At 60.5% G+C, this 21,370-nt stretch carries 19 protein-coding genes; 11 read left to right on the top strand and 8 right to left on the bottom strand.

The features are described 5' to 3' along the window. Positions 1-240: 240 nt before the first annotated feature. Together recQ and CI807_RS28450 are read left to right on the top strand one after the other, a co-directional pair. Entirely contained in the window at positions 241-2,367 is a 2,127-nt protein-coding gene (gene recQ, locus CI807_RS28455; RefSeq protein WP_016976542.1) for a DNA helicase RecQ, read from the top strand. 121 nt (positions 2,368-2,488) lie between these two features. Further along, positions 2,489-2,923 carry a MarR family transcriptional regulator gene (locus CI807_RS28450; protein ID WP_028617350.1) on the top strand — a complete coding sequence of 145 codons (435 nt, stop codon included), beginning with the start codon at positions 2,489-2,491 and terminating at the stop codon, positions 2,921-2,923. Positions 2,924-3,057: 134 nt separating this feature from the next. Here CI807_RS28450 and CI807_RS28445 read toward each other — a convergent pair whose 3' ends face one another. Further along, on the bottom strand, positions 3,058-5,247 hold the full coding sequence (locus tag CI807_RS28445; RefSeq protein ID WP_095017130.1) for a patatin-like phospholipase family protein: 2,190 nt from the start codon (positions 5,245-5,247) through the stop codon (positions 3,058-3,060). Positions 5,248-5,331: 84 nt separating this feature from the next. Here CI807_RS28445 and CI807_RS28440 point away from each other — a divergent pair, with 84 nt between their 5' ends. After that, positions 5,332-5,619, top strand: a complete 288-nt coding sequence (locus CI807_RS28440) for a SelT/SelW/SelH family protein (RefSeq protein WP_038849162.1) — start codon at positions 5,332-5,334, stop codon at positions 5,617-5,619. Between the two features lie 33 nt (positions 5,620-5,652). Here CI807_RS28440 and CI807_RS28435 read toward each other — a convergent pair whose 3' ends face one another. From CI807_RS28435 to CI807_RS28425, 3 genes are all read right to left on the bottom strand, one after another. After that, positions 5,653-5,934, bottom strand: a complete 282-nt coding sequence (locus tag CI807_RS28435; RefSeq protein ID WP_016976544.1) for a hypothetical protein — start codon at positions 5,932-5,934, stop codon at positions 5,653-5,655. A 132-nt stretch (positions 5,935-6,066) separates the two neighbouring features. Continuing rightward, positions 6,067-6,951: a DMT family transporter gene (locus CI807_RS28430; protein WP_095017129.1), complete on the bottom strand. Its 885-nt coding sequence runs from the start codon at positions 6,949-6,951 to the stop codon at positions 6,067-6,069. 99 nt (positions 6,952-7,050) lie between these two features. Next, positions 7,051-7,800: an AraC family transcriptional regulator gene (locus CI807_RS28425; RefSeq protein WP_095017128.1), complete on the bottom strand. Its 750-nt coding sequence runs from the start codon at positions 7,798-7,800 to the stop codon at positions 7,051-7,053. A gap of 137 nt (positions 7,801-7,937) precedes the next feature. On the opposite strand from CI807_RS28425, the gene CI807_RS28420 reads away from it, so the two are divergent. Next, complete coding sequence (locus CI807_RS28420) at positions 7,938-8,747, top strand: UDP-2,3-diacylglucosamine diphosphatase (protein ID WP_016976547.1); 810 nt, start codon at positions 7,938-7,940, stop codon at positions 8,745-8,747. 78 nt (positions 8,748-8,825) lie between these two features. On the opposite strand, the gene CI807_RS28415 is transcribed toward CI807_RS28420, so the two are convergent. From CI807_RS28415 to phhA, 3 genes are all read right to left on the bottom strand, one after another. Beyond that, complete coding sequence (locus tag CI807_RS28415) at positions 8,826-10,049, bottom strand: amino acid aminotransferase (protein ID WP_095017127.1); 1,224 nt, start codon at positions 10,047-10,049, stop codon at positions 8,826-8,828. Next, on the bottom strand, positions 10,049-10,405 hold the full coding sequence (locus CI807_RS28410; RefSeq protein ID WP_010208721.1) for a 4a-hydroxytetrahydrobiopterin dehydratase: 357 nt from the start codon (positions 10,403-10,405) through the stop codon (positions 10,049-10,051). The genes CI807_RS28415 and CI807_RS28410 overlap by 1 nt, the downstream gene beginning before the upstream one ends. A gap of 97 nt (positions 10,406-10,502) precedes the next feature. Further along, positions 10,503-11,294, bottom strand: a complete 792-nt coding sequence (phhA, locus tag CI807_RS28405; RefSeq protein ID WP_095017126.1) for a phenylalanine 4-monooxygenase — start codon at positions 11,292-11,294, stop codon at positions 10,503-10,505. A gap of 257 nt (positions 11,295-11,551) precedes the next feature. Here phhA and CI807_RS28400 point away from each other — a divergent pair, with 257 nt between their 5' ends. After that, positions 11,552-13,117 (top strand): sigma-54-dependent transcriptional regulator, encoded by a 1,566-nt coding sequence (locus tag CI807_RS28400; RefSeq protein WP_095017125.1) that lies wholly within the window; start codon positions 11,552-11,554, stop codon positions 13,115-13,117. Positions 13,118-13,194: 77 nt separating this feature from the next. Here the strand turns inward: CI807_RS28400 and CI807_RS28395 are convergent, their stop codons facing one another. Next, positions 13,195-13,983, bottom strand: a complete 789-nt coding sequence (locus tag CI807_RS28395; RefSeq protein ID WP_095017124.1) for a hypothetical protein — start codon at positions 13,981-13,983, stop codon at positions 13,195-13,197. A gap of 585 nt (positions 13,984-14,568) precedes the next feature. Between CI807_RS28395 and CI807_RS28390 the strand changes: the two genes are divergently transcribed. The 6 genes from CI807_RS28390 (at position 14,569) to flgK (ending at position 21,363) form a co-directional block, all read left to right on the top strand. Then, positions 14,569-15,309 (top strand): flagellar basal body rod protein FlgF, encoded by a 741-nt coding sequence (locus CI807_RS28390; protein ID WP_015885209.1) that lies wholly within the window; start codon positions 14,569-14,571, stop codon positions 15,307-15,309. 62 nt (positions 15,310-15,371) lie between these two features. Continuing rightward, positions 15,372-16,157, top strand: a complete 786-nt coding sequence (gene flgG / locus CI807_RS28385; protein WP_005790105.1) for a flagellar basal-body rod protein FlgG — start codon at positions 15,372-15,374, stop codon at positions 16,155-16,157. A gap of 53 nt (positions 16,158-16,210) precedes the next feature. Continuing rightward, positions 16,211-16,906, top strand: coding sequence for a flagellar basal body L-ring protein FlgH (gene flgH, locus CI807_RS28380; protein WP_033900737.1), 696 nt, complete (start codon positions 16,211-16,213; stop codon positions 16,904-16,906). A gap of 27 nt (positions 16,907-16,933) precedes the next feature. Then, positions 16,934-18,022 (top strand): flagellar basal body P-ring protein FlgI, encoded by a 1,089-nt coding sequence (locus tag CI807_RS28375; protein WP_033901075.1) that lies wholly within the window; start codon positions 16,934-16,936, stop codon positions 18,020-18,022. A 4-nt stretch (positions 18,023-18,026) separates the two neighbouring features. Next, the gene (gene flgJ / locus CI807_RS28370) at positions 18,027-19,298 is read left to right on the top strand and encodes a flagellar assembly peptidoglycan hydrolase FlgJ (RefSeq protein ID WP_061449189.1); all 1,272 of its coding nucleotides are present in this window, start codon (positions 18,027-18,029) and stop codon (positions 19,296-19,298) included. A 10-nt stretch (positions 19,299-19,308) separates the two neighbouring features. Beyond that, positions 19,309-21,363, top strand: a complete 2,055-nt coding sequence (gene flgK / locus CI807_RS28365; protein WP_095017123.1) for a flagellar hook-associated protein FlgK — start codon at positions 19,309-19,311, stop codon at positions 21,361-21,363. Positions 21,364-21,370: the final 7 nt, after the last annotated feature.

Here is a 21,370-nt window from a genome sequence, read left to right as displayed (position 1 = left end):
CTAGGCTTTCTTGAGCGCACAGGCCAGCCGCACTGCATATTTGCCAGGTTTTAGATAGCGCCCGCTATTCGTCAGTGGCGCCCTTTGGCGGGGAGCGCTCGGGTATACTGCCGCGTTTTGTGATGCCCTTGCAGGCCAAGCCCAGTGCGCGAAAACTTCGCTTACGGATTATTTCCCGTGAAAGCGGTTTTTTTCGGCCAGCCTGTACAGAGGGATTTCGGCACTATTTTGGAGTTTTACATGCTCGAACAGGCACAACGCGTCCTCAAGGACATCTTCGGCTACGACAGTTTTCGTGGCCGCCAGGGTGCGATCATTGAGCGCGTGGCCAGTGGCGGTGACGCCCTGGTACTGATGCCTACCGGCGGCGGTAAATCGTTGTGCTTCCAGGTGCCGGCGCTGTTGCGCAATGGCCTGGCCGTGGTGGTGTCGCCTTTGATTGCATTGATGGACGACCAGGTGGCAACCCTGGAAGAGCTGGGTGTCGCCGCCGCGTCGTTGAACTCCACCCTCAGTGCCGAACAGCAGCGTGACCTCGCCGCTCGCATCAAGCGCGGTGAAGTGAAGATGCTGTACCTGGCCCCCGAGCGTCTGGTGCAGCCGCGCATGCTGGCTTTTTTGCAGAGCCTGGAAATCGCCCTGTTCGCGATCGATGAAGCTCACTGCGTGTCGCAATGGGGCCATGACTTTCGTCGCGAATATTTGCAGCTTGGCCAATTGGCGGAGCTGTTTCCCGATGTGCCGCGCATTGCCCTGACCGCCACTGCTGACAAGCGTACCCGCGAAGAAATCGTCGAGCGCCTGCATCTGCAGAACGCCGAGCGCTTCCTGTCGAGCTTTGACCGACCGAATATTTTCTACCGTATCGTGCCCAAGGAGCAGCCGCGCAAACAGTTGCTGGCGTTCCTTTCCGAGCGGCGCAGCGATGCGGGCATCGTCTATTGCCTGTCGCGCAAGAAGGTCGATGAAGTGGCTGCGTTTCTCTGCGAGCAAGGCTATCCGGCGTTGCCGTATCACGCCGGCCTGCCTAACGACACGCGTTCGGCTCACCAGAAACGCTTCCTCAACGAGGAAGGCCTGATCATGGTCGCCACCATCGCGTTCGGCATGGGCATCGACAAATCCAACGTGCGCTTCGTTGCGCACATGGACCTGCCCAAATCCCTTGAGGCGTACTACCAGGAAACCGGGCGTGCCGGCCGTGACGGTTTGCCGGCGGATGCGTGGATGGTCTACGGCCTGCAAGACGTGGTGATGCTCAAGCAGATGCTGCAGAACTCCGAAGGCGACGAGCGCCACAAGCGCCTGGAACAGCACAAACTCGACGCCATGCTCTCGCTGTGCGAAGAGACTCGCTGCCGCCGCCAGACCTTGCTGGCGTATTTCGACGAAGACATGCCCGAACCCTGTGGCCACTGTGATAACTGCACCGACGGCGTGCAGACCTGGGACGCCACCGAGCCGGCGCGCCAGGGTTTGTCCGCCATCTATCGCACCGGGCAGCGTTATGGCGTCGGTCACTTGGTGGATGTGTTGCTGGGCAAGGACAACGAGAAGGTACGCAGCTTCGGCCATGAAAAACTCTCGGTCTATGGCGTCGGCAAGGCCCGCGCCGAAGGCGAGTGGCGCTCGCTGTTCCGGCAGATGGTGGCGCGCGGCTTGGTGGATATCGACATCGAAGGGTACGGCGGCCTCCGCTTGAACGACAGTTGTCGTCCGCTGCTCAAGGGTGAAGTGACGCTGGAGCTGCGTCGTGACCTCAAGCCGCAGACCACCGCCAAGACCAGCACCAGCCAGGCCAGTCAGCTTGTACGTGGCGAAGAACGCGAACAGTGGGAAGCCCTGCGCACCCTGCGCCGCAAACTGGCCCAGGAACACAGCGTGCCGCCGTACGTTATTTTCCCCGACTCGACGTTGTTGGAGATGTTGCGCGAGCAACCTACGACTATGTCGGAAATGGCCAGGGTTAGCGGCGTCGGTGCACGCAAGTTGGAGCGCTACGGCCAGGCGTTCCTCGAAGTGCTCGGCGGGCAGGCCGAAGCACCGAAGGAAGTCGCCGATATTCGCCACGAACTGATCAGCCTGGCACGTGCTGGCATGACCCCGATCCAGATCGCCGGCCAGTTGCAATGCTCGGAGAAGAACGTCTACACCTTGCTTGCCGAATCCATCGGCAAGCAGCAGTTGTCCCTGGAACAAGCCCTTGATTTGCCGGAGGATCTGCTCGGCGAGATCCAGGATGCTTTCTTGGACGGGGAGGGCGAATTGCCACCTGTGGCGGAGATTGCTCCGCTGTTTACCGGGCGTGTTCCTGAAGGTGTTTTGTACTGCGTGCGGGCGGCTTTGCAGTCTGAATTCGAAATTTAGTGCGCCAATTATGACAATGTAACGAATCAGTACATAGCAACTCTTGCCTACTTGCGAAGCTCATGCTTAGCTGACTAATAATTAGCCACACTTTATTTTCAGTCTAAAACATGAGTTTTTTATGCCGTTAACCGATCAACACCGATTTGGCATGCAGTTGGCGCAAATGTCCCGTGGTTGGCGTGCAGAACTGGACCGTCGCCTGGCCGGGCTAGGCCTGTCCCAGGCGCGCTGGCTGGTGCTGCTGCACCTCGCTCGTTTTGAAGAAGCACCCACCCAGCGTGAGCTGGCGCAAAGCGTCGGCGTCGAAGGGCCAACCCTGGCCCGCCTGCTGGACAGCCTTGAAGGCCAGGGCCTGGTGCAACGCCAGGCCGTGGTAGAAGACCGTCGTGCCAAGCGCATCCTGCTGTGTGACACCGCTCGCCCGCTTATCGAACAGATCGAAACCATCGCCACCGCGCTACGGCATGAGCTGTTTGTAGGCGTGGACGAAGCCGACTTGAGCGTGTGCATGCGCGTGCATGGGCACATACTGGCTAACTTGGAAAAATCCTGACCTTGCATACGCCGCAGGTCGAAAATGTGGGAGCTGGCTTGCCTGCGATAGCGTCACCTCGGAGCAACTGAAAAAATCGAGGTGCCTGCATCGCAGGCAAGCAAGCTCACACATTGGTTTTGCGAACGACGTTTTTAGAACGTCTGCCCCAGGTTCAGGTACACCGCCTTCTGATTATCATCATTGAACCCATAGCTGAAATTCAGCGGCCCCAGCGGTGTATCGAACCCCAGGAAAATACTCGCGGCGTTGATATAACCGCTGTCGAATTCATTGTCGTTGTTCCACGCCCGTCCACGCTCAAGTGACGCGCCCAGGTACAGCGGGAAATCCAGCGGCAGGTACGAACGCGGTGTGAGCCGGCGGTAGTACACCGCGCGCATCAGGCTGATGTTCTGCCCTGAGATCGCGTCCTGGCGGAAGCCCGACAACTGCCGCGCACCGCCCAGCAGGAAGCTGGAAATCACCACATCCGAATCATCCAGGGTGCGCCCGTAACGCCCGCCCAGCACCAGCGTATCCGGGCCGTGGCTCATGGCTTTGTCGAGCTTGAACTCCCACTGGCGGTAGCGCTGGTCCGAGCCCAGCCCCGGTTCGAATTCGCGATAGGCCAGGCCGATGTCTTCGCCGGTATGGGGGAAGTACACATTGTCCAGGGAGTCGAAGGAATACTTCAGTTCATAGAAGCCTTCGCTGAAACTCACGCTGGGCAGATCCCGGTCGCCAATGCGCACGTCCGCCTTGCCCCAGGCTTCACCGACGCCAAAGCGGATCTCGCCGCTGTTGCCGATCTGCCGTCCGACGTTCAAGCCGAAACCGTAGCGCTCCAAGCGATATTCGGAGATGGGGTCGTTGTCCAGGATCAGCTCGACGTTCTGTGCCTGGGCGCTGATGTACGGCGCGACAAAGTAACGTGAGCCCGTGTCCATTGGCTGGTAGAACTCGCTGTACAGCTCTTGGCGATCACCGATCTGCACGCGCGTCAGCCATTCGGCGCCGAGGCGGTTGATGCCGTTCATGCGGTAGCTGGCGCCGAGGTTGAAGGCGCTGTCGCCCCGCATGTCATCGGACAGGTTAAGGCCCAGGCGCAGGTAGTCGGTGCCGCTGCGTTTGCCGCGCGCGCTGATCACCAGGGTGTTGTCCTGACCCTTTTTTACCACGCGGTATTGCACTTGTTCGAAGTAATCCAGGCCGTACAAGGTGCCCATGTCGGTTTGCAGGCGCCCCAGGTTCAGCGGCTCGCCCAGGGGTTGGCGGATGTAGTAGCGGATCACGTCGTCGCTGACTTTCGAGTCGTTTTCCACATTGATGGCGGTGATCACCGGCGTGCGTTCGCCGGGTGTGCGGGCGGCTACCAGTTGTGGGTCGATCGGCTCGGCGGGGCGCAGGTGGGCCAGGCGCGCATCGAGGGCGCGGGTGGCGCGGTAACCGGCATCGATCATGTCCTTGGCGCGGCCGAAGTCGGTTACCCCATAGGCAGCAAGGGGCGGCTGGATCAGCACGTCCTTGGGGTGCAGGGCTTTGAGTTGTTCTTCAGAGTTGCGCCGGGTCATCAGCGTGATCGACTGGTTGAGCACATCCACCACCGTCGCCAGTTGTTTACGCGAGCGCAGTGGCGTGCCGATGTCGACGACGATGGCGATATCCACGCCCATTTCCCGCGCCACATCCAGCGGGATGTTATCGGTCATGCCGCCGTCCACCAGCAGCCGGCCGTCCAGCTCCACTGGTGCGAAGACCGCCGGGATCGACATGCTGGCGCGGATCACCTGGGGCAGGTGGCCTTTGCGGAACACCACTTTCTCGCCGGTGGTGATATCGGTCGCCACCGCGCGGAAGGGGATCGGCAGCTTGTCGAAGTTACGCGTGTTGCTGCTATGGGCGAACATGCTTTCCAGCAGCAGCGCCAGGTTCTGGCCCTGGATCACGCCCAGTGGCAGGCCCAGGCTACCGTCGTCGCGGAAGCTGAGTTTCTGCTTGACCAGGAAATCCCGGTCATCCTGCTTGCGCCGGAACGGCACGTCTTCCCGAGGCGGTGCGTCGGACAGTGCCTGTTGCCAGTCGATGCTCAGCGCGAGTTTTTCCAGCTCGTCGATCTTGTAGCCCGAGGCGTACAGCCCGCCAATCACCGCGCCCATGCTGGTGCCGGCAATGGCATCGATCTGAATGCCTTGTTCTTCCAGTGCCTTGAGCACGCCGATATGCGCCAGCCCGCGGGCGGCGCCGCCAGACAGCACCAGGCCGATTTTCGGGCGTGGCGGTTCAACGGCGTCGGCGATAAGGGGGAGCAGGCACAGAAACAGGCAGGACAGCAGGCGGCGCATCATGAATCTCGAGGCTGGGCGATAAAGGCCGCTATTATAGCCACTCGATCCGCTGAGCCCGTTACGCCTGGAGCCTCTCAAATTATGTCTTCGATCAAACCCGAGATCGTCATCACCTATTGCACCCAGTGCCAGTGGCTACTGCGCGCCGCGTGGTTGGCGCAGGAACTGCTGAGTACGTTTGCCGATGACTTGGGCAAGGTGTCGCTGGAACCGGCCACGGGCGGCGCGTTTCGCATCACTTGCGACGGTGTGCAGATTTGGGAGCGCAAGGCGGACGGCGGTTTTCCCGAGGCCAAGGTGCTCAAGCAGCGCGTACGTGACCAGATCGACCCGCAGCGTGACCTGGGGCATAACGACCGCACTCAGTGAAAGTCACCGCCCCGTAGGGCGGTGACACGGTGGTTATTTGGCCGCCATCTTTTGCTTGATAAAGCCAATCACCCACGTCAGCACCAGTCCGCCGACGCCACCGCCGACAATGTTGCTGCCCACTGCCGCCACGTCCAGGGCTTCGCCGCCCGAGGTGCCCGTGAGTGCCGCGACGACTTGGCCGAGCACCAGCCCGCCGACACCGCCGATCAGGGTATTGAGCCCGGTCCCGAGGCTCTGTTTGGTCATGCCGGCGATGTTGCCGCCGACGGCCCCGCTGATGATCTGCACTAACAAATTGATGAGCATTTCCATGGTAAAGCTCCCGCATCGCGTTGAGGTTGTGACCACTCGCGTGCAGCAACTTCAGAAAATACCCAGGCTGTCATCGAGCTGTCGGTTATCCGTTGAACGACTGCAGACTGTTGCGGATATTGAAAGTATAGATCAGGCCGTGGCTGCGGGCTGCTTGGCCTGGCTGGCACCGCCCATCAACCCTGACAGCACGATCGCGACGATGATCAACACGCCGCCCAACAGCATGCGCAGCGTCGGGGTTTCGGCAAACAGCAGCCAAGCCGCGGTGATGCCGTAGACCGGTTCCATGGCGAACACCACCGAGGCGGTACGTGCCTTGATCACCGCGAGGCTGGCGACAAACAGGCTATGGGCCAGGCCGGTGCAGAACACGCCGAGCAAACCGATCCACAACCAGTCAATTGCGCGCACCTCTGTCAGGCCAGGCGCCGCCACGGGCAACAGGCACACAGCGACCACCACGTTCTGGCACAGCGCTGCCTGCACCGCCGGGATACGCCCGGAGCTGGCGCGGTTATTCAGTGACAGCAGGGAAAACAGCAACCCCGAGGCGATCCCCCAGAGCAATCCGCCAGTGGCTTCGCTGGCAAGGTTGAAGTCCGGGGTAACCAACACCAGGCCGACGCTGACCAGTACGACAAGCACGACTTCGTTGGCGCGAATGCGTTCGCGGAAAATCAGCCCTTCGAGGATCACGGTAAAGGCCGGAAATGCGGTGAAGCCCAGGGTCGCAACCGCCACGCCGGCCACCTTCACTGCAATAAAGAAGGTCACCCAGTGCGCCGCCAGCAACACGCCGCTGATCAGCAGCCGGCGCCAGTCGCGCAGCTCCAGGGTTTTCCAGGCGGTGCTGCTGGCGAACCGTGCGAAGACTGCCAGTGCTACCACGGCAAATACGGCGCGCCCAAAGACGATGATGGCCGGGGAGGCGGCCGCCAGTTTGCCGAATACGCCGGTGAGGCCAAACATCAGTGCGCCGATATGCAGGGCGCCGAGGGCTGAACGGGGAGTCATTGCGATCCTTGAGTCATGGGGGTGACAGCAACGCAGTCTAGTGGGTCGCCCGCGTGGGTGTCTGTCGTCCGGCTCGCGAGGTTTATCGCGAAACTCTTCCTACGGGTTGCGACGCAAAGCGCCCGGCGAGGCGCCAAACTCTCGCAGCATCGCGGCGGCGAAGGCGCTTTGCGAGGCGTAACCGACGCGATCGGCAATTTCACCGATGGGCAGAGGTGTTTGGCGCAGAAGGTCCAAAGCCATGTGCAGGCGACGGCTGCGGATATAGTCCATCGGTGTTTGCCCGCATTCCGCCATGAACCGTGCGTGCAGTCGCGCCACCGACAAGTCTGCAATACGCGCCAGGTCAGCCACTTGCAGCGGATGCGCAAGGTGTCGCTCGATATGTTGATTGAAGGCTGCGTACGGCAGGCGTCGGCCCGGCTGCGGTGGGGCCAGCGGATGATTGAGGCTGGCCAGCAACAGCACCGCGCCTTGCTGCACGATCAACGGGTCATGCACCGGGCTGTGCGCCAGCCATTGCACTAGCTGGCTTTGCCGCGAGTCCAAAGTCAGCCGCGCGGGCTGGTCGAGCAGGCGGCGACTGGCATCGGCATGCTCGCCCAGCGATTGCAGCACCCAATGCTCGGTCGGCACATCCAGCACCAGGCAACGGCTGCCATCGCGACTGCCGCACGCATGGTGGGCAGAGAAGGGCAGTACCATCACGCTGCTTTCGCGTACCTGGCTGCCACGGCCGTCCACTTCCAGGTCCAGGTGCCCGGACAGGCCGAACACCAGCTGCGCATGGTCATGGCTGTGGGCGAGGGGCGCTTCGACGTAGTGGCGTAGGGTGAGGGTGGGTCCCATTGCGGTCTCCTGGGCGGCAAGCTGGCAGTCTACAACGCTTTGTGCGCCCTGAGCGCTGTCATCAGACTGACGCACAGTTGTCATGGGCTATTAATCGCCAGGGCGCAAGCTCGCGAAAACACCGTCGAGGGATGCCCATGACCAGTGCCGAGTTCGCCAAGCCCAGCCGCAAGCAACGGGTTCGTACCCTGTGGATTTCCGATGTGCACCTGGGCACCCGGGATTGCCAGGCTGAACATTTGTCGCAGTTCCTCAAGGGCTATCACGCCGATAAGGTCTACTTGGTCGGTGACATCATCGATGGCTGGAAACTGCGCGGTGGCATGTATTGGCCCCAGGCCCACACCAACGTGATCCGCCGCCTGCTGACCATGGCCAAGCGTGGCACCGAGGTGATCTACGTCACCGGCAATCACGACGAATTCCTGCGCCGCTATTCCAAGCTGATCCTGGGCAATATCCAACTGGTCGACGAAGCAATTCACGTGACTGCCGATGGCCGGCATCTGCTGGTGATCCACGGCGATCAGTTCGACGTGATCACCCGCTACCACCGCTGGTTGGCGTTCCTCGGTGACTCGGCCTACGAGTTCACCCTCACGTTGAACCGCTGGCTGAACCACTGGCGTGCGCGTTACGGCTATGGCTATTGGTCGCTGTCGGCGTACCTCAAGCACAAGGTCAAGACGGCGGTGAACTTCATCAGTGATTTTGAAGAAGCCATCGCCCACGAGGTGACCAAGCGCGAGTTGCATGGCGTGGTGTGCGGGCATATCCACCATGCGGAGATTCGCAAGGTGGGCGAGGTGGATTACCTCAACTGCGGGGATTGGGTGGAGTCGTGCACGGCGTTGATCGAACACTGGGATGGGAGTATCGAGTTGTATCGGTTGGCGGATGCGCAGGCCAAAGAGGCACTGCTGAAAGCAGAGATGGTCACAGGCTGATACAGCGCGTGGCACCCTGTAGGAGCGAGCTTGCTCGCGAAAAACTACAGGGCACCGCGTTCAGTCAGGCAACCCGCGTTATCGTTGATGTCCTTCGCGAGCAAGCTCGCTCCTACAGGTATCCGCGATGGCTTCAGCCAGCAATGTCAGGCGTGTCGCATCGATGCCCGCCACGTTGGCCCGACCCGAACTCACCATATACACGCTGTGTTTCTCGCGCAGTTGCTTGACCTGCTCGACACTCAAGCCGGTGTAGGAGAACATCCCACGCTGTGCCCCGATATGCGCAAACCGCTCCGACAGACCGTGCGGCGCCAACGCCTCCACCAAGCCCGAACGCAGGTGTGCGATCCGCGAGCGCATGGCTTCGACTTCGTCGCTCCAGCGCTTTTTCAGCTCGGCATCCCCCAGGATGGTCGCCACTACCGCAGCACCATGGTCTGGCGGCGTCGACCACAGGTTGCGCGCCGTGTTGGCCAGTTGGCTGCGCACATCCGTCAGTTTTTCGGCATTCGCCGTACACACGATCAACGCGCCTACGCGGTCGCTGTACAGGCCAAAGTTCTTCGAGCACGAACTGGTGATCAGCACTTCCGGCAGTTCGGCCGCAAACAACCGCACGGCCCAGGCGTCCTGCTCCAAACCATCGCCGAAGCCTTGGTAGGCGAAGTCGATCAATGGCAGCAACTGGCGCTCATGTACGATCTGCAACACCTGGCGCCAGTCGTCCTGGGACAGGTCGAAACCGGTCGGGTTGTGGCAGCAGGCGTGCAGCAGCACCACGTCGCCCTTGGGCACGCTGGACAGGGTGGCGAGCATCGCTGCCACATCCAGGCGGTTGTCAGCACCCACATAAGGGTAATGACTCACCGGGATCCCGGCCTTGGCAAAGATAGTTTCGTGGATCGGCCAGGTCGGGTTGCTCAACCAGACGCCACGACCGGGCAGGTTGTGCGCAATGAAGTCAGCACTCAGGCGCAGGGCGCCGGTGCCGCCTGGGGTCTGGGTGGCGCCGGCCCGGTGGTCGCGAAGCAGCGCAGAATCGGCGCCGAGCACCAGCTCGCTGATCAGCTTGCCGAACGCCGCATTGCCGTGGCCGCCGATGTAGGTCTTGGTGGTTTGCGTGTCCACCAGGCGTTGCTCGGCCTGCTTCACCGAGTGCGGAATCGGGGTCAGGCCCTGGTCATCCTTATAGACGCCCACGCCCAGGTCGAATTTGTTCGGGTTGCTGTCCTGGGCATACAGGTCCATCAGCCCGAGGATCGGGTCGCCGGGCACGCGGCCAATGGCATCGAAATGCATTACTTGCGGCCCTCGGCGTCCTTGGCCACTTCGTCGGTGCGCGCGGCCATGATGAAGTCGTTGCGGTGCAGGCCTTTGATGGAATGGCTCCACCAGGTCACGGTGACCTTGCCCCACTCCGTGAGCAGGCCTGGGTGATGGCCTTCGGCTTCGGAGATCTCACCCATGGCGTTGGTGAAGGCCAGGGCGAATTTGAAGTTCTTGAACAGGAAAACCTTTTCCAGTTGCATCACGCCGTCGCGGACTTCGATGTTCCAGTCGGGGATCTGCTTGAGCAGCACCGGCAGTTCTTCGTCGCTGACTTGCGGGGCATCGGCACGGCAGGCTTCGCAGTGGGCTTGGTTCAAGGTGGTCATGGTGGTGTCCTGAATTCGAATGATTGAAGATCAGTAGCGTCACCCTAAAGCAACGCGCGGCCAGGGAACAGACTCACCTGGCCTCAAGATGTAAGGTTCAAGCAGCTTTAGGCTTGGGCGGAAACTTCGGTGCGTGCAGACCCAACTGCATGCCACGTTCCACCATGCCCATGATGTCCTCCTGCGCAACTTCGAACAGGCGCTTGAGGTCTGGCAGTACGAAGTACAAAGGTTGCAGGATGTCGATGCGATACGGCGTGCGCATCGCCTCCAGCGGATCGAACACCTGGTGTTCGGGCTCGGACGACAGGCTGTACACCGTCTCCTTGGGCGACGACAGAATGCCGCCACCGTAGATGCGTCGACCTGCGGGCGTGTCCACCAGGCCGAATTCGATGGTCATCCAGTACAGGCGCGCCAGGTACACGCGTTGCTCCTTGGTGGCCGCCAGGCCGAGCTTGCCGTAGGTGTGGGTGAATTCGGCGAACCAAGGGTTGGTCAGCAGCGGGCAGTGGCCGAAGATCTCGTGAAAAATATCCGGTTCTTGCAGGTAGTCGAGTTCTTCGCGGGTGCGGATAAACGTCGCCACTGGAAACTGCTTGCTGGCGAGTAATTCGAAGAACGTCTGAAAGGGGATCAGCGCCGGCACGCGGGCGACCTGCCAGCCGGTGGTCTCGGCCAGCACCTGGTTGATTTCACCCAGTTGCGGGATGCGGTCATGGGGCAGGCCGAGCTTGTCGATGCCATCCAGGTATTCCTGGCAGGCGCGACCTTCGATCACTTTCAACTGGCGAGTGATCAGGGTGTTCCACACCGCATGTTCTTCCGGCGAGTAGTGGATAAAACCTTGCGCATCGGGCTCGCGGGCCACGTACTGCGTCTGCTTCATACGGCTCTCCTGCTAGGCTTTCGTTCTTGTTATGTCCTTCGATGTGCTTATTGATAACCCGTGCGCGGTCAGATTCCATCTGTTTAAAACGCCTTTACGTAGGAAAACTTACCACTTTCCGTAAAGTATTCGTTACGATTGTGAGGCTGTCCGCTGGCTTGGGCTGGGAAAAGCCTGCACGCTGTCACATAATCTTGACGACTATCTGCGCCCGGCGACAAAAAGACGCAGCGTCTCCCCACTTTTCGGGCCTCTTCATGCGTATCAAAGTGCACTGCCAGAACCGCATCGGCATACTGCGGGACATTCTCAACCTGCTGGTGGAATACGGCGTCAACGTCGCCAAGGGCGAGGTGGGCGGTGAGCATGGCAATGCCATCTACCTGTTTTGCCCGAACCTGGTGAACATGCAGTTCCAGGCGCTGCGCCCGCAGTTCGAGGCGATTGCCGGAGTGTTCGGCGTCAAAAGGGTAGGGCTGATGCCCAGCGAGCGTCGGCATATGGAGCTCAATGCGTTGCTTGGCGCCCTGGAATTTCCGGTACTGTCGATCGACATGGGCGGCTCCATCGTCGCCGCCAACCGTGCAGCGGCGCAGTTGCTCGGCGTGCGGGTGGACGAGGTGCCAGGCATTCCGCTGTCGCGGTATGCCGAGGACTTCGACTTGCCGGAACTGGTGCGCGCCAGCAAATCGCGGATCAACGGCCTGCGGGTCAAGGTCAAGGGTGACGTGTTCCTGGCGGACATCGCGCCGCTGCAGTCCTCCGAACATGACGACAGCGAGGCCATGGCCGGTGCCGTGCTGACCCTGCACCGCGCCGACCGCGTCGGTGAGCGCATTTACAACGTGCGCAAGCAGGAGCTGCGTGGCTTTGACAGTATCTTCCAAAGCTCCAAAGTCATGGCCGCTGTGGTGCGCGAAGCCCGACGCATGGCGCCGCTGGATGCACCGCTATTAATAGAAGGCGAAACCGGCACCGGCAAGGAGCTGTTGGCGCGCGCCTGTCACTTGGCCAGCCCGCGTGGGCAATCGCCGTTGATGGCACTCAACTGCGCCGGCCTGCCCGAGTCGATGGCCGAGACCGAGCTGTTCGGCTACGGCCCTGGCGCGTTCGAAGGCGCGCGGGTTGAGGGCAAGTTGGGGCTGTTGGAATTGACGGCGGGCGGCACGCTGTTTCTCGATGGTGTCGGGGAAATGAGCGCGCGGCTGCAGGTGAAATTGCTGCGCTTCCTGCAGGACGGTTGCTTCCGTCGCGTAGGCAGCGATGAAGAGGTGTACCTCGACGTACGGGTGATCTGCGCCACCCAAGTGGACTTGTCCGAGTTGTGCGCGCGTGGCGAATTCCGTCAGGACCTATATCACCGTCTCAACGTGCTGTCGCTGCATATTCCACCGCTGCGTGAATGTCTCGACGGGCTCGCGCCGCTGGTTGATCACTTTCTCGACCAGGCCAGTCGCCAGATCGGCTGCCCGTTGCCCAAACTGGCTCCAGCGGCCATGGATCGCCTGAGCCACTACCACTGGCCGGGTAACGTACGGCAGTTGGAAAACGTGTTGTTCCAAGCGGTGTCGTTGTGCGAGGGCGGTACGGTCAAGGTTGAGCATATTCGTTTGCCTGACTACGGTGTGCGTCAGCCGCTTGGCGATTTTTCCCTGGAGGGAGGCTTGGAGGCGATTGTTGGTCGCTTCGAGAAGGCGGTGCTGGAAAGCCTGTATGCCGAGTATCCGAGCAGTCGGCAGTTGGGCAAGCGCCTGGGGGTCTCCCATACAACGATTGCGAACAAGTTGCGGGACCATGGCGTCAGCAAGGAGGGCACGGGTTAAAGCACCTGAACACGGTGCTTGATGGGTGCAGTGTTCAGGTGTTTGCGGTGATGAAGGTGTTCGTGCATTGGAACGCTTTATCCGTACATCAGATGCTCTCTATCCGGGCCAATGGCTACGGAATGGCCTGTGCCTTTTTCTACCCACGCCATATAAGGATCGCCTCCTGGGGGTTGGCTGGGAAATGTAGTCAGTGCGTAGTCCTTGTCTTTTTGCAGCGCTTCGAGACTTAGCATGATTTCCGGGGACAGGCGCCCGTATTTTCCGGATCTCAGCTCATTGGCAGAAAGCCCTTCGTCGATATATCGCTCTTCAAGCATGCTCAGGTCTATGGAGTGCAGTACTTCGGCGCCATCGGGAGGGAAGTGAAAGTTATCACTCCATGTCTCGATGACAACGGGTGTTCCTCCACTGACTGGGGCCCATGCATGTGACCCAATCATTGAGTCGTTATCCTCTCTAGTGATTGTGATCAATCGGTAGTCCTGGTTCTTATCCAGTTTTTCAAGTTCCCTTAGAGCGCCGCGTGTCAGTGCGCCATATTTGCCGGCGCGCACATCGTTCGCCGAGACACCCAAGTCGGTTTCAATGATTCTGCCCGCAATGGTGCTGAGCAGCTCATGAAACGCCGATACCGAAGGGTTCAAATCAAAATGGTCCGGGTCTGTTTTAAAATCGTCTGCCGAGAATCGACTCTTCCAGTATTGCTCGTTATTAGGGTTAAGTTCCGGGTGGGATTCCAGTTGGCGACGCTGTGCGGGTGACAGCGTCGCTAACGGTTCGAAACGGTCTAGCATGTCATTGTAAGAAAAATGTGTTTCCCAGTGTGCGGGAGGCTGCATAGGTGCGTTTCCAATTCCAGACATTTCAGTGTTCCTGGCAAGTTAATAGAGGGGGCGTGGCGAACTATCGAAAAGAAGTCGTGACGGCTTTGCGATGAGTGGAAAATAAGACGGTCGATTTTATTCGCCAAGTGGGTTTTGATCAGTAAATGTAAAGTAGGGAGAGGACTTATCTGGCCAGAAAGCGGATTTGTCTGGTGCTGATAAAAATCAATAGAACAACATATATGCTGACGTGTTTTTACCAGCCGTGAGGCTGGCGGCGCTCAGGGCGTTTAGCAAACTTGAAAGAGTTGAATACAAAAGAACATGAAAAGGCTATCCCGCACCCGCCAGAAAAAAGGCCGGCGATTCCCACCCTGTCATGTGTTTCATCAGATTAGCCCTGTAGGCGGCAGCTAGGCGCCATCACCACGAGTTGTTTTTTGCCGTCAGCGGCATAAGTCCGCCGTTTTTTCGACTCTCTCCCTGAACCCGTTTTTTGAAACCCGCCCGCAAACCCCCGCTCCGCCTGCACTTCACCCTCTTTTCAAAAGTTGGTTCGCAAATTGCTTAAGCCTCCTCAGTACAGCGGTGGGCGGCAAGCGTCCGTCAGAAAGAGGAAAGAGCGTGGACAAGTACCTTTATGTGGCAATGACCGGCGCCAGCCAGAATGCTCTGGCGCAGAAGGCCCATGCCAACAACCTGGCGAACATTTCCACCAATGGTTTTCAACGTGACCTGGAGCAGGCGCGTTCGATGCCGGTGTTCGGTGACAGCTTTCCGGCGCGGGCGTTTGCCTTGACTGAGCGCCCGGGCACTGACTTTTCTCCTGGCGCGATGATCGAGACCGGCCGTGACCTGGACGTTGCTGTCAGCGGCAATGGCTGGATGGCCGTGCAAACCCCGGACGGCAGCGAAGCCTACGTACGCAGTGCGAGCATGAACGTCGATGCATTGGGCGTGCTGCGCGCCGGCAACGGCATGCCGATTATGGGCAACGGTGGCCCGATTGCCGTGCCGCCCCAGCAGAAAATCGAAGTGGGTGCCGACGGCACCATCAGCATCCGCGCCATGGGCGAAGGCCCGCGGGTGATGGCTGAAGTGGACCGCATCAAGCTGGTCCAGCCGGACCTGAAGAACATGAATAAAGGCCTCGACGGCACCATCCACACCAAGGATGGCCAACCGGCCCAGGCTGACGCGACAGTCACGCTGACCTCGGGATTCCTGCAGGCGAGCAACGTCAACGCGGTGGAAGAAATGACCGCAGTGCTGGCGCTTTCCAAGCAGTTCGAGCTGCACATCAAGATGATGAACAGCGCCAAGGAAGACGACCAGGCCATGACCCGCGTCATGCAGATGAGCTGATTGCAGCCCACTAATTAATTTGTGATGTAGCGCCAACAAACAGGCGCGCAGAGGAGAACAGCATGCTTCCGGCTCTATGGGTTGCCAAAACAGGCCTGTCCGCCCAGGACACCAACCTGACCACCATTTCCAACAACTTGGCCAACGTGTCGACCACGGGTTTCAAACGTGACCGTGCCGAGTTCCAGGACTTGCTCTATCAGATCAAGAAGCAGCCAGGCGCCCAGTCGACCCAGGACAGCGAACTGCCGTCCGGCCTGCAATTGGGTACCGGTGTGCAGATCGTCGGCACCCAGAAGAACTTCAGCGCCGGTAACCTGCAGCAGACCGGCCAGCCGCTAGACATGGCCATCAACGGCCGTGGTTTCTTCCAGATCCTGCAACCGGATGGCACCACGTCCTACACACGTGACGGTACTTTCCACCTGGACTCCAACGGCCAGATCGTCACCGCCAACGGTTTCGCCCTCGAGCCGGCCGTGGTCGTTCCCGCCGACGCCAAGACCTTCACCGTCGGCAACGACGGCACCGTGTCCATCACCGTGGCCGGCAACCCCGCGTCGCAAGTGATCGGCAACCTGCAGACCGCCGACTTCATCAACCCGGCTGGCCTGCAAGCCATGGGTAACAACCTGTTCCTGGAAACCGCCTCCAGCGGCGCGCCGCAAATCGGCACCCCTGGCTTGAACGGTTTCGGCACCACGCTGCAAAGCACCCTGGAAACCTCCAACGTGAGCACGGTTGAGGAGATGGTCAACATGATCACCACCCAGCGCGCCTACGAGATGAACTCCAAGGTGATCTCCACCGCCGACCAGATGCTTTCGTTCGTAACGCAGAATCTGTAATCAAGTCTATGGGGCGCTCTTGAGGGCGCCTGCAACACCGTGAGGTAAGGGTCATGAATCGCTATGTTTCTGTTCTGGCATTGAGTGGGATTGCCGTGCTCGCGGGCTGTGTCGCCCCGACGCCAAAACCCAATGACCCGTACTACGCGCCGGTGTTGCCACGCACGCCGTTGCCAGCGGCCGCCAACAACGGCTCGATCTACCAGGCCGGTTTCGAACAGAACCTGTACAGCGACCGCAAGGCGTTCCGGGTCGGTGACATCATCACCATCACCCTGAACGAGCGTACCCAGGCGAGCAAGAACGCCAACTCGCAGATCGGCAAGACCAGCAAGGCCAACATCGGCCTGACGTCGTTGTTCGGTGCGGTGCCCAACACCAACAACCCGCTCGGTGATGGCGACCTCAGCCTCAGCGCCGGCTACAGCGGCGACCGCGCCACCAACGGCAAGAGTGCGGCAGGGCAGGGCAACAGCCTGACCGGTTCGATTACCGTGACCGTGGCCGACGTATTGCCCAACGGCATCATCGCCGTGCGCGGTGAAAAGTGGATGACCCTCAACACTGGCGACGAGCTGGTGCGCATTGCCGGCATGGTCCGCGCCGATGACATCTCCACCGACAACACTGTGCCGTCGACGCGGATTGCCGATGCGCGCATCACCTACTCGGGTACAGGTTCGTTCGCTGATGCAAGCCAGCCGGGCTGGTTCGACCGTTTCTTCCTTAGCCCGCTGTTCCCTTTCTAGGTGGCCACTTTGAACTTCAAACAGCTGATGGCGGCCGCACTCCTGCTTTCCTTGAGCGCTGTCGCCCAGGCCGAACGCCTGAAGGACATCGCCAGCATCTCCGGCGTGCGTTCCAACCAGTTGATCGGCTACGGCCTGGTAGTGGGGCTCAACGGTACGGGTGACCAGACCACCCAGACCCCGTTCACCCTGCAGACCTTCAATAACATGCTCTCGCAGTTCGGCATCAAGGTGCCGGCGGGTTCGGGCAACGTGCAGTTGAAAAACGTCGCGGCGGTGTCGATCAGTGCTGACTTGCCGGCGTTCTCCAAGCCGGGCCAGGTGGTGGACATCACCGTGTCGTCCATCGGTAACTCGAAAAGCCTGCGCGGCGGCACCTTGCTGATGACGCCCCTCAAGGGTATCGACGGCAACGTCTACGCCATTGCCCAGGGCAATCTGGTGGTGGGCGGGTTTGACGCCGAAGGTCGCGACGGTTCGAAGATCACCGTCAACGTGCCATCAGCCGGTCGAATTCCGGGTGGTGCCACCGTTGAGCGCACCGTGCCAAGCGGCTTCAACCAGGGCAACAGCCTGACCCTGAACCTCAACCGTTCCGACTTCACCACCGCCAAGCGCGTAGTCGACAAGATCAACGACATGCTCGGCCCTGGCGTGGCCCAGGCCATCGACGGCGGCTCGATCCGTGTGACCGCGCCGCTGGACCCCAGCCAGCGCGTCGACTATTTGTCGATCCTGGAAAACCTTGAGGTCGACCCAGGCCAGGCCGTGGCCAAGGTCATCATCAACTCGCGTACTGGCACCATCGTGATCGGTCAGAACGTCAAGGTGTCGCCGGCAGCGGTGACCCACGGCAGCCTGACCGTCACCATCACCGAAGACCCGATCGTCAGCCAGCCTGGGCCGTTGTCCAACGGCCAGACGGCGGTGGTGCCGCGTTCGCGCGTCAACGCCCAGCAAGAAGCCAAGCCGATGTTCAAGTTCGGCCCCGGCACCACCCTGGATGAGATTGTCCGCGCGGTGAACCAGGTGGGTGCTGCGCCCGGCGACTTGATGGCGATCCTCGAAGCATTGAAACAGGCCGGCGCCTTGCAAGCCGACCTGATCGTGATCTGAGGCCATGGCCATGGATATGCGCAAGAGCGGGATCAGCAGCACGGCGGACTCGGGGTCTTACTCCGACTTGAACCGGCTTAACCAGCTCAAGGTCGGTGCCGACAAGAACAGCGAAGGCAACATGCGCAAGGTGGCGCAGGAGTTCGAATCGCTGTTCCTGAGCGAGATGCTCAAGTCCATGCGTTCGGCCACCGAGGCGTTGGGCAAGGACAACCCGATGAACACGCCCGCCGCCAAGCAGTACCAGGAAATGTATGACCAGCAGTTGGCGGTCTCGATGTCCCGCGAAGGCGGTGGTATCGGCCTGGCCGACGTGCTGATGCGCCAGATGCAGAAGAACAAACCGGTGGAGGCCCAGGCCGCCACCTTGCAAGGCCCGGCGGCGGCTGAGCCTGTAAAGAAAGTTGATGTGCCGACAGAAATCGCCGCGGGCACCCAGGCTGATGGGCCTTTGGGCCGCTCCAATGGCCAGCGTCCGCTGTGGGCTTACCGCGTGGCTGAGCCTCAGGCGGGTGCGCCGTCGGCCCATAGCAATGACATGGAATTGATGAATCAGCGGCGCATCGCCTTGCCGAGCAAGCTGACTGATCGCCTGCTTGCCGGCATTGTGCCAAGCACCCAGGTGACCGGCGAAGCCAAGGCCGCGCCACTGCGCAATAGTGCCGCTGACGACAACGTCGTCAACAGTGCGGCGCGTACCTTCGCCGTGCCGAGCGGGCGCATGCAAGTCTACGGCCGCGCCGTGGCCCAGCCACCGTTGGCGCCGGCGAAGAAAGCCTTCAGTTCGCAGGATGAATTTGTCGCCACCATGCTGCCGATGGCCAAGGCCGCCGCCGCCCGTATTGGTGTCGATCCAAAGTACCTGGTGGCCCAGGCTGCCCTGGAAACCGGCTGGGGTAAATCGGTGATGCGCGCCGAGGACGGCAGCAGCAGCCACAACCTGTTCGGCATCAAGGCCGGCCAGAGTTGGCAGGGCGGTCAGGCTCGCGCGATCACCAGCGAGTTTCGTGATGGGGCGATGGTCAAGGAAACGGCGCAGTTCCGTTCCTACGACTCTTACCAGGACAGCTTCCATGACCTGGTGACGTTGCTGCAAAGCAATGATCGCTATAAAGAAGTTGTGAAGTCGGCCGACAACCCGGAACAGTTTGTTCGCGAGTTGCAAAAAGCCGGTTACGCAACCGACCCGGCCTATGCCAGCAAGATTTCGCAGATCGCCAAAACGATGGACAGTTACCAGAATTACGCTGCCGCTGGCGCAACCACACATTTATAAGGTCTGAACCATGAGTTTGCTCAGTATCGGGATGTCGGGGCTCAACGCCTCTCAAGGATCGTTGTCGGTCTTGAGTAACAACATTGCCAACGTGAATACCCCAGGGTATTCGCGCCAGCAGACCACTCAGAACTCGAGTGCGGCGAACCAGTTCGGCGGCGTTTTCATCGGCAGCGGCACTACCCTGTCCGATGTGCGTCGGGTGTACAACGAGTTCCTTGATACGGCTTACCAGAACAGCACTGCGCTCAACAGCGATGCCAAGGCGTACCTGGATCAGGTCAATGCTGTCGACAAGACCTTGTCGGACAAGACCACCGGTATGTCGGCGGTGCTCAGCGCCTTTTTCGCCGCCGCCCAGACCGCGTCGGCCACGCCGAGCGATACCTCGGCCCGTCAGGTCTTTCTCACCAGCGCCCAGACGCTGAGCAACCGCTTCAATTCGATTGCGAACCAGTTGGGGCAGCAGAAAGAGACCATCAACAGTCAATTGACGTCGATGAGCGAGCAGGTCAATAAACTGACTTCCTCAATCGCGGCCCTTAACAAGCAGATTGCCCAGGTCCAGGGGTCGTCCAACACGGCCCCAGCCAACCTGCTGGATGCGCGTACCGAGGCGGTGCGCTCGCTGAATGAACTGGTCGGCGTGACCGCCACGGAAAAGAACGGTGTATTCAGTGTCAGCACCGGTTCCGGCCAGTCGTTGGTGCTGGGTGATCAGTCCAACACCATCTCCGCAGTGCCGAGCAAGAACGACACCAGCCAGTTCACCATCCAGCTCAACGTGGGCGGCGGTGAATCGCTCGACCTGGGCGACGTGATCAGTGGCGGCAGCATCGGCGGTCTGTTGCGCTATCGCAGTGACGTCCTGATGCCAGCCATCAATGACCTGGGGCGTCTTGCCATCGTCACTGCAGACACCATCAATAAGCAGTTGGGCCAGGGCCTGGACCTCAACGGCCAGTTTGGCGCCTCGCTGTTCAAGGACATCAACAGCGCCGTCGCCATTGCCCAGCGCAGCCAGGCGTCGGCTGGCAATAGTGCCGGCTCCGGCAACCTGAACGTGACGATCAAGGACAGCAGCAAGCTGACCAACTTCGATTACAAAGTCACCTTCAGCGACAGCTCCAACCCGAACAACGTCACCGTGGTGCGTTCCGATGGCAAGGCCATGGGCACATTCAACATCAACGCCACCCCACCGGCAGTGATCGATGGTTTTACCCTGGCGCTCGACGGCAAGGGCCCGATGGCTACGGGTGACAGCTTCAAAGTCAGCCCGACCGCCAACGGTGCCAAGGACATTGGCACGGTGCTCACCGACCCGAGCAAGGTGGCCTTTGCAGCGCCGTTGCTGGGCGAGGGCAGCAAGAACAACTCAGGCACCGGTACCTTCACGCCACCGACCCTGACCCTGCCCGTGGACATCTACGGCGGTGCCAACTCGGCTCAGTTGCGTACGGGCATCGAGCATTCGATGCCGGTGAAGATGGTGTTCGGCAAGCCGGCAGCGGATGGCACGCAGTCCTACACGGTCAACGATGCCCAGGGTAACCCGATCGGCACCGGCAGCATCGTACCGGGGCAGGCCAATAAAATTACGATCAACGTCCCTATGCGCGATGCCAACGGTGCGCTGGTGACGCCGGCCAAAAGTTTCAGCTTCGACACCACCGTGGGCGGCTCGCCGGCTGGCGGTGATAGCACCACCTTTTCCTTCAACGCCTCCGGCAAGTCCGACAACCGCAACGCCCAGGAACTATTGAGTCTGCAGACCAAGGCGACCGTGGGCACTGCGGCGGACGGCACGGGTGGCACCAGTCTGGTGGGGGCCAACAGCAAGCTGGTGTCCACAGTGGGTTCCAAGGCGGCGTCGGCCGCTACCGACAGCACCGCGACCAACTCGCTGCTCACGGCCAACAAGAACGCCCGCAACTCGGTTTCCCAGGTCAACCTGGATGAAGAGGCGGGCGACATGATCAAGTTTCAGCAGTACTACACGGCGTCGTCGCAGATCATCAAGGCTGCGCAAGAAACCTTCAGCACACTGATCAATGCCCTTTAAAGGAGTC

Origin of the sequence: Pseudomonas sp. NS1(2017), assembly GCF_002269425.1 — a bacterium.
Classification (GTDB): domain Bacteria; phylum Pseudomonadota; class Gammaproteobacteria; order Pseudomonadales; family Pseudomonadaceae; genus Aquipseudomonas; species Aquipseudomonas reactans.
Note: the sequence above shows the minus strand (reverse complement) of the source record. Positions and strands in the feature narration are given on the sequence as shown.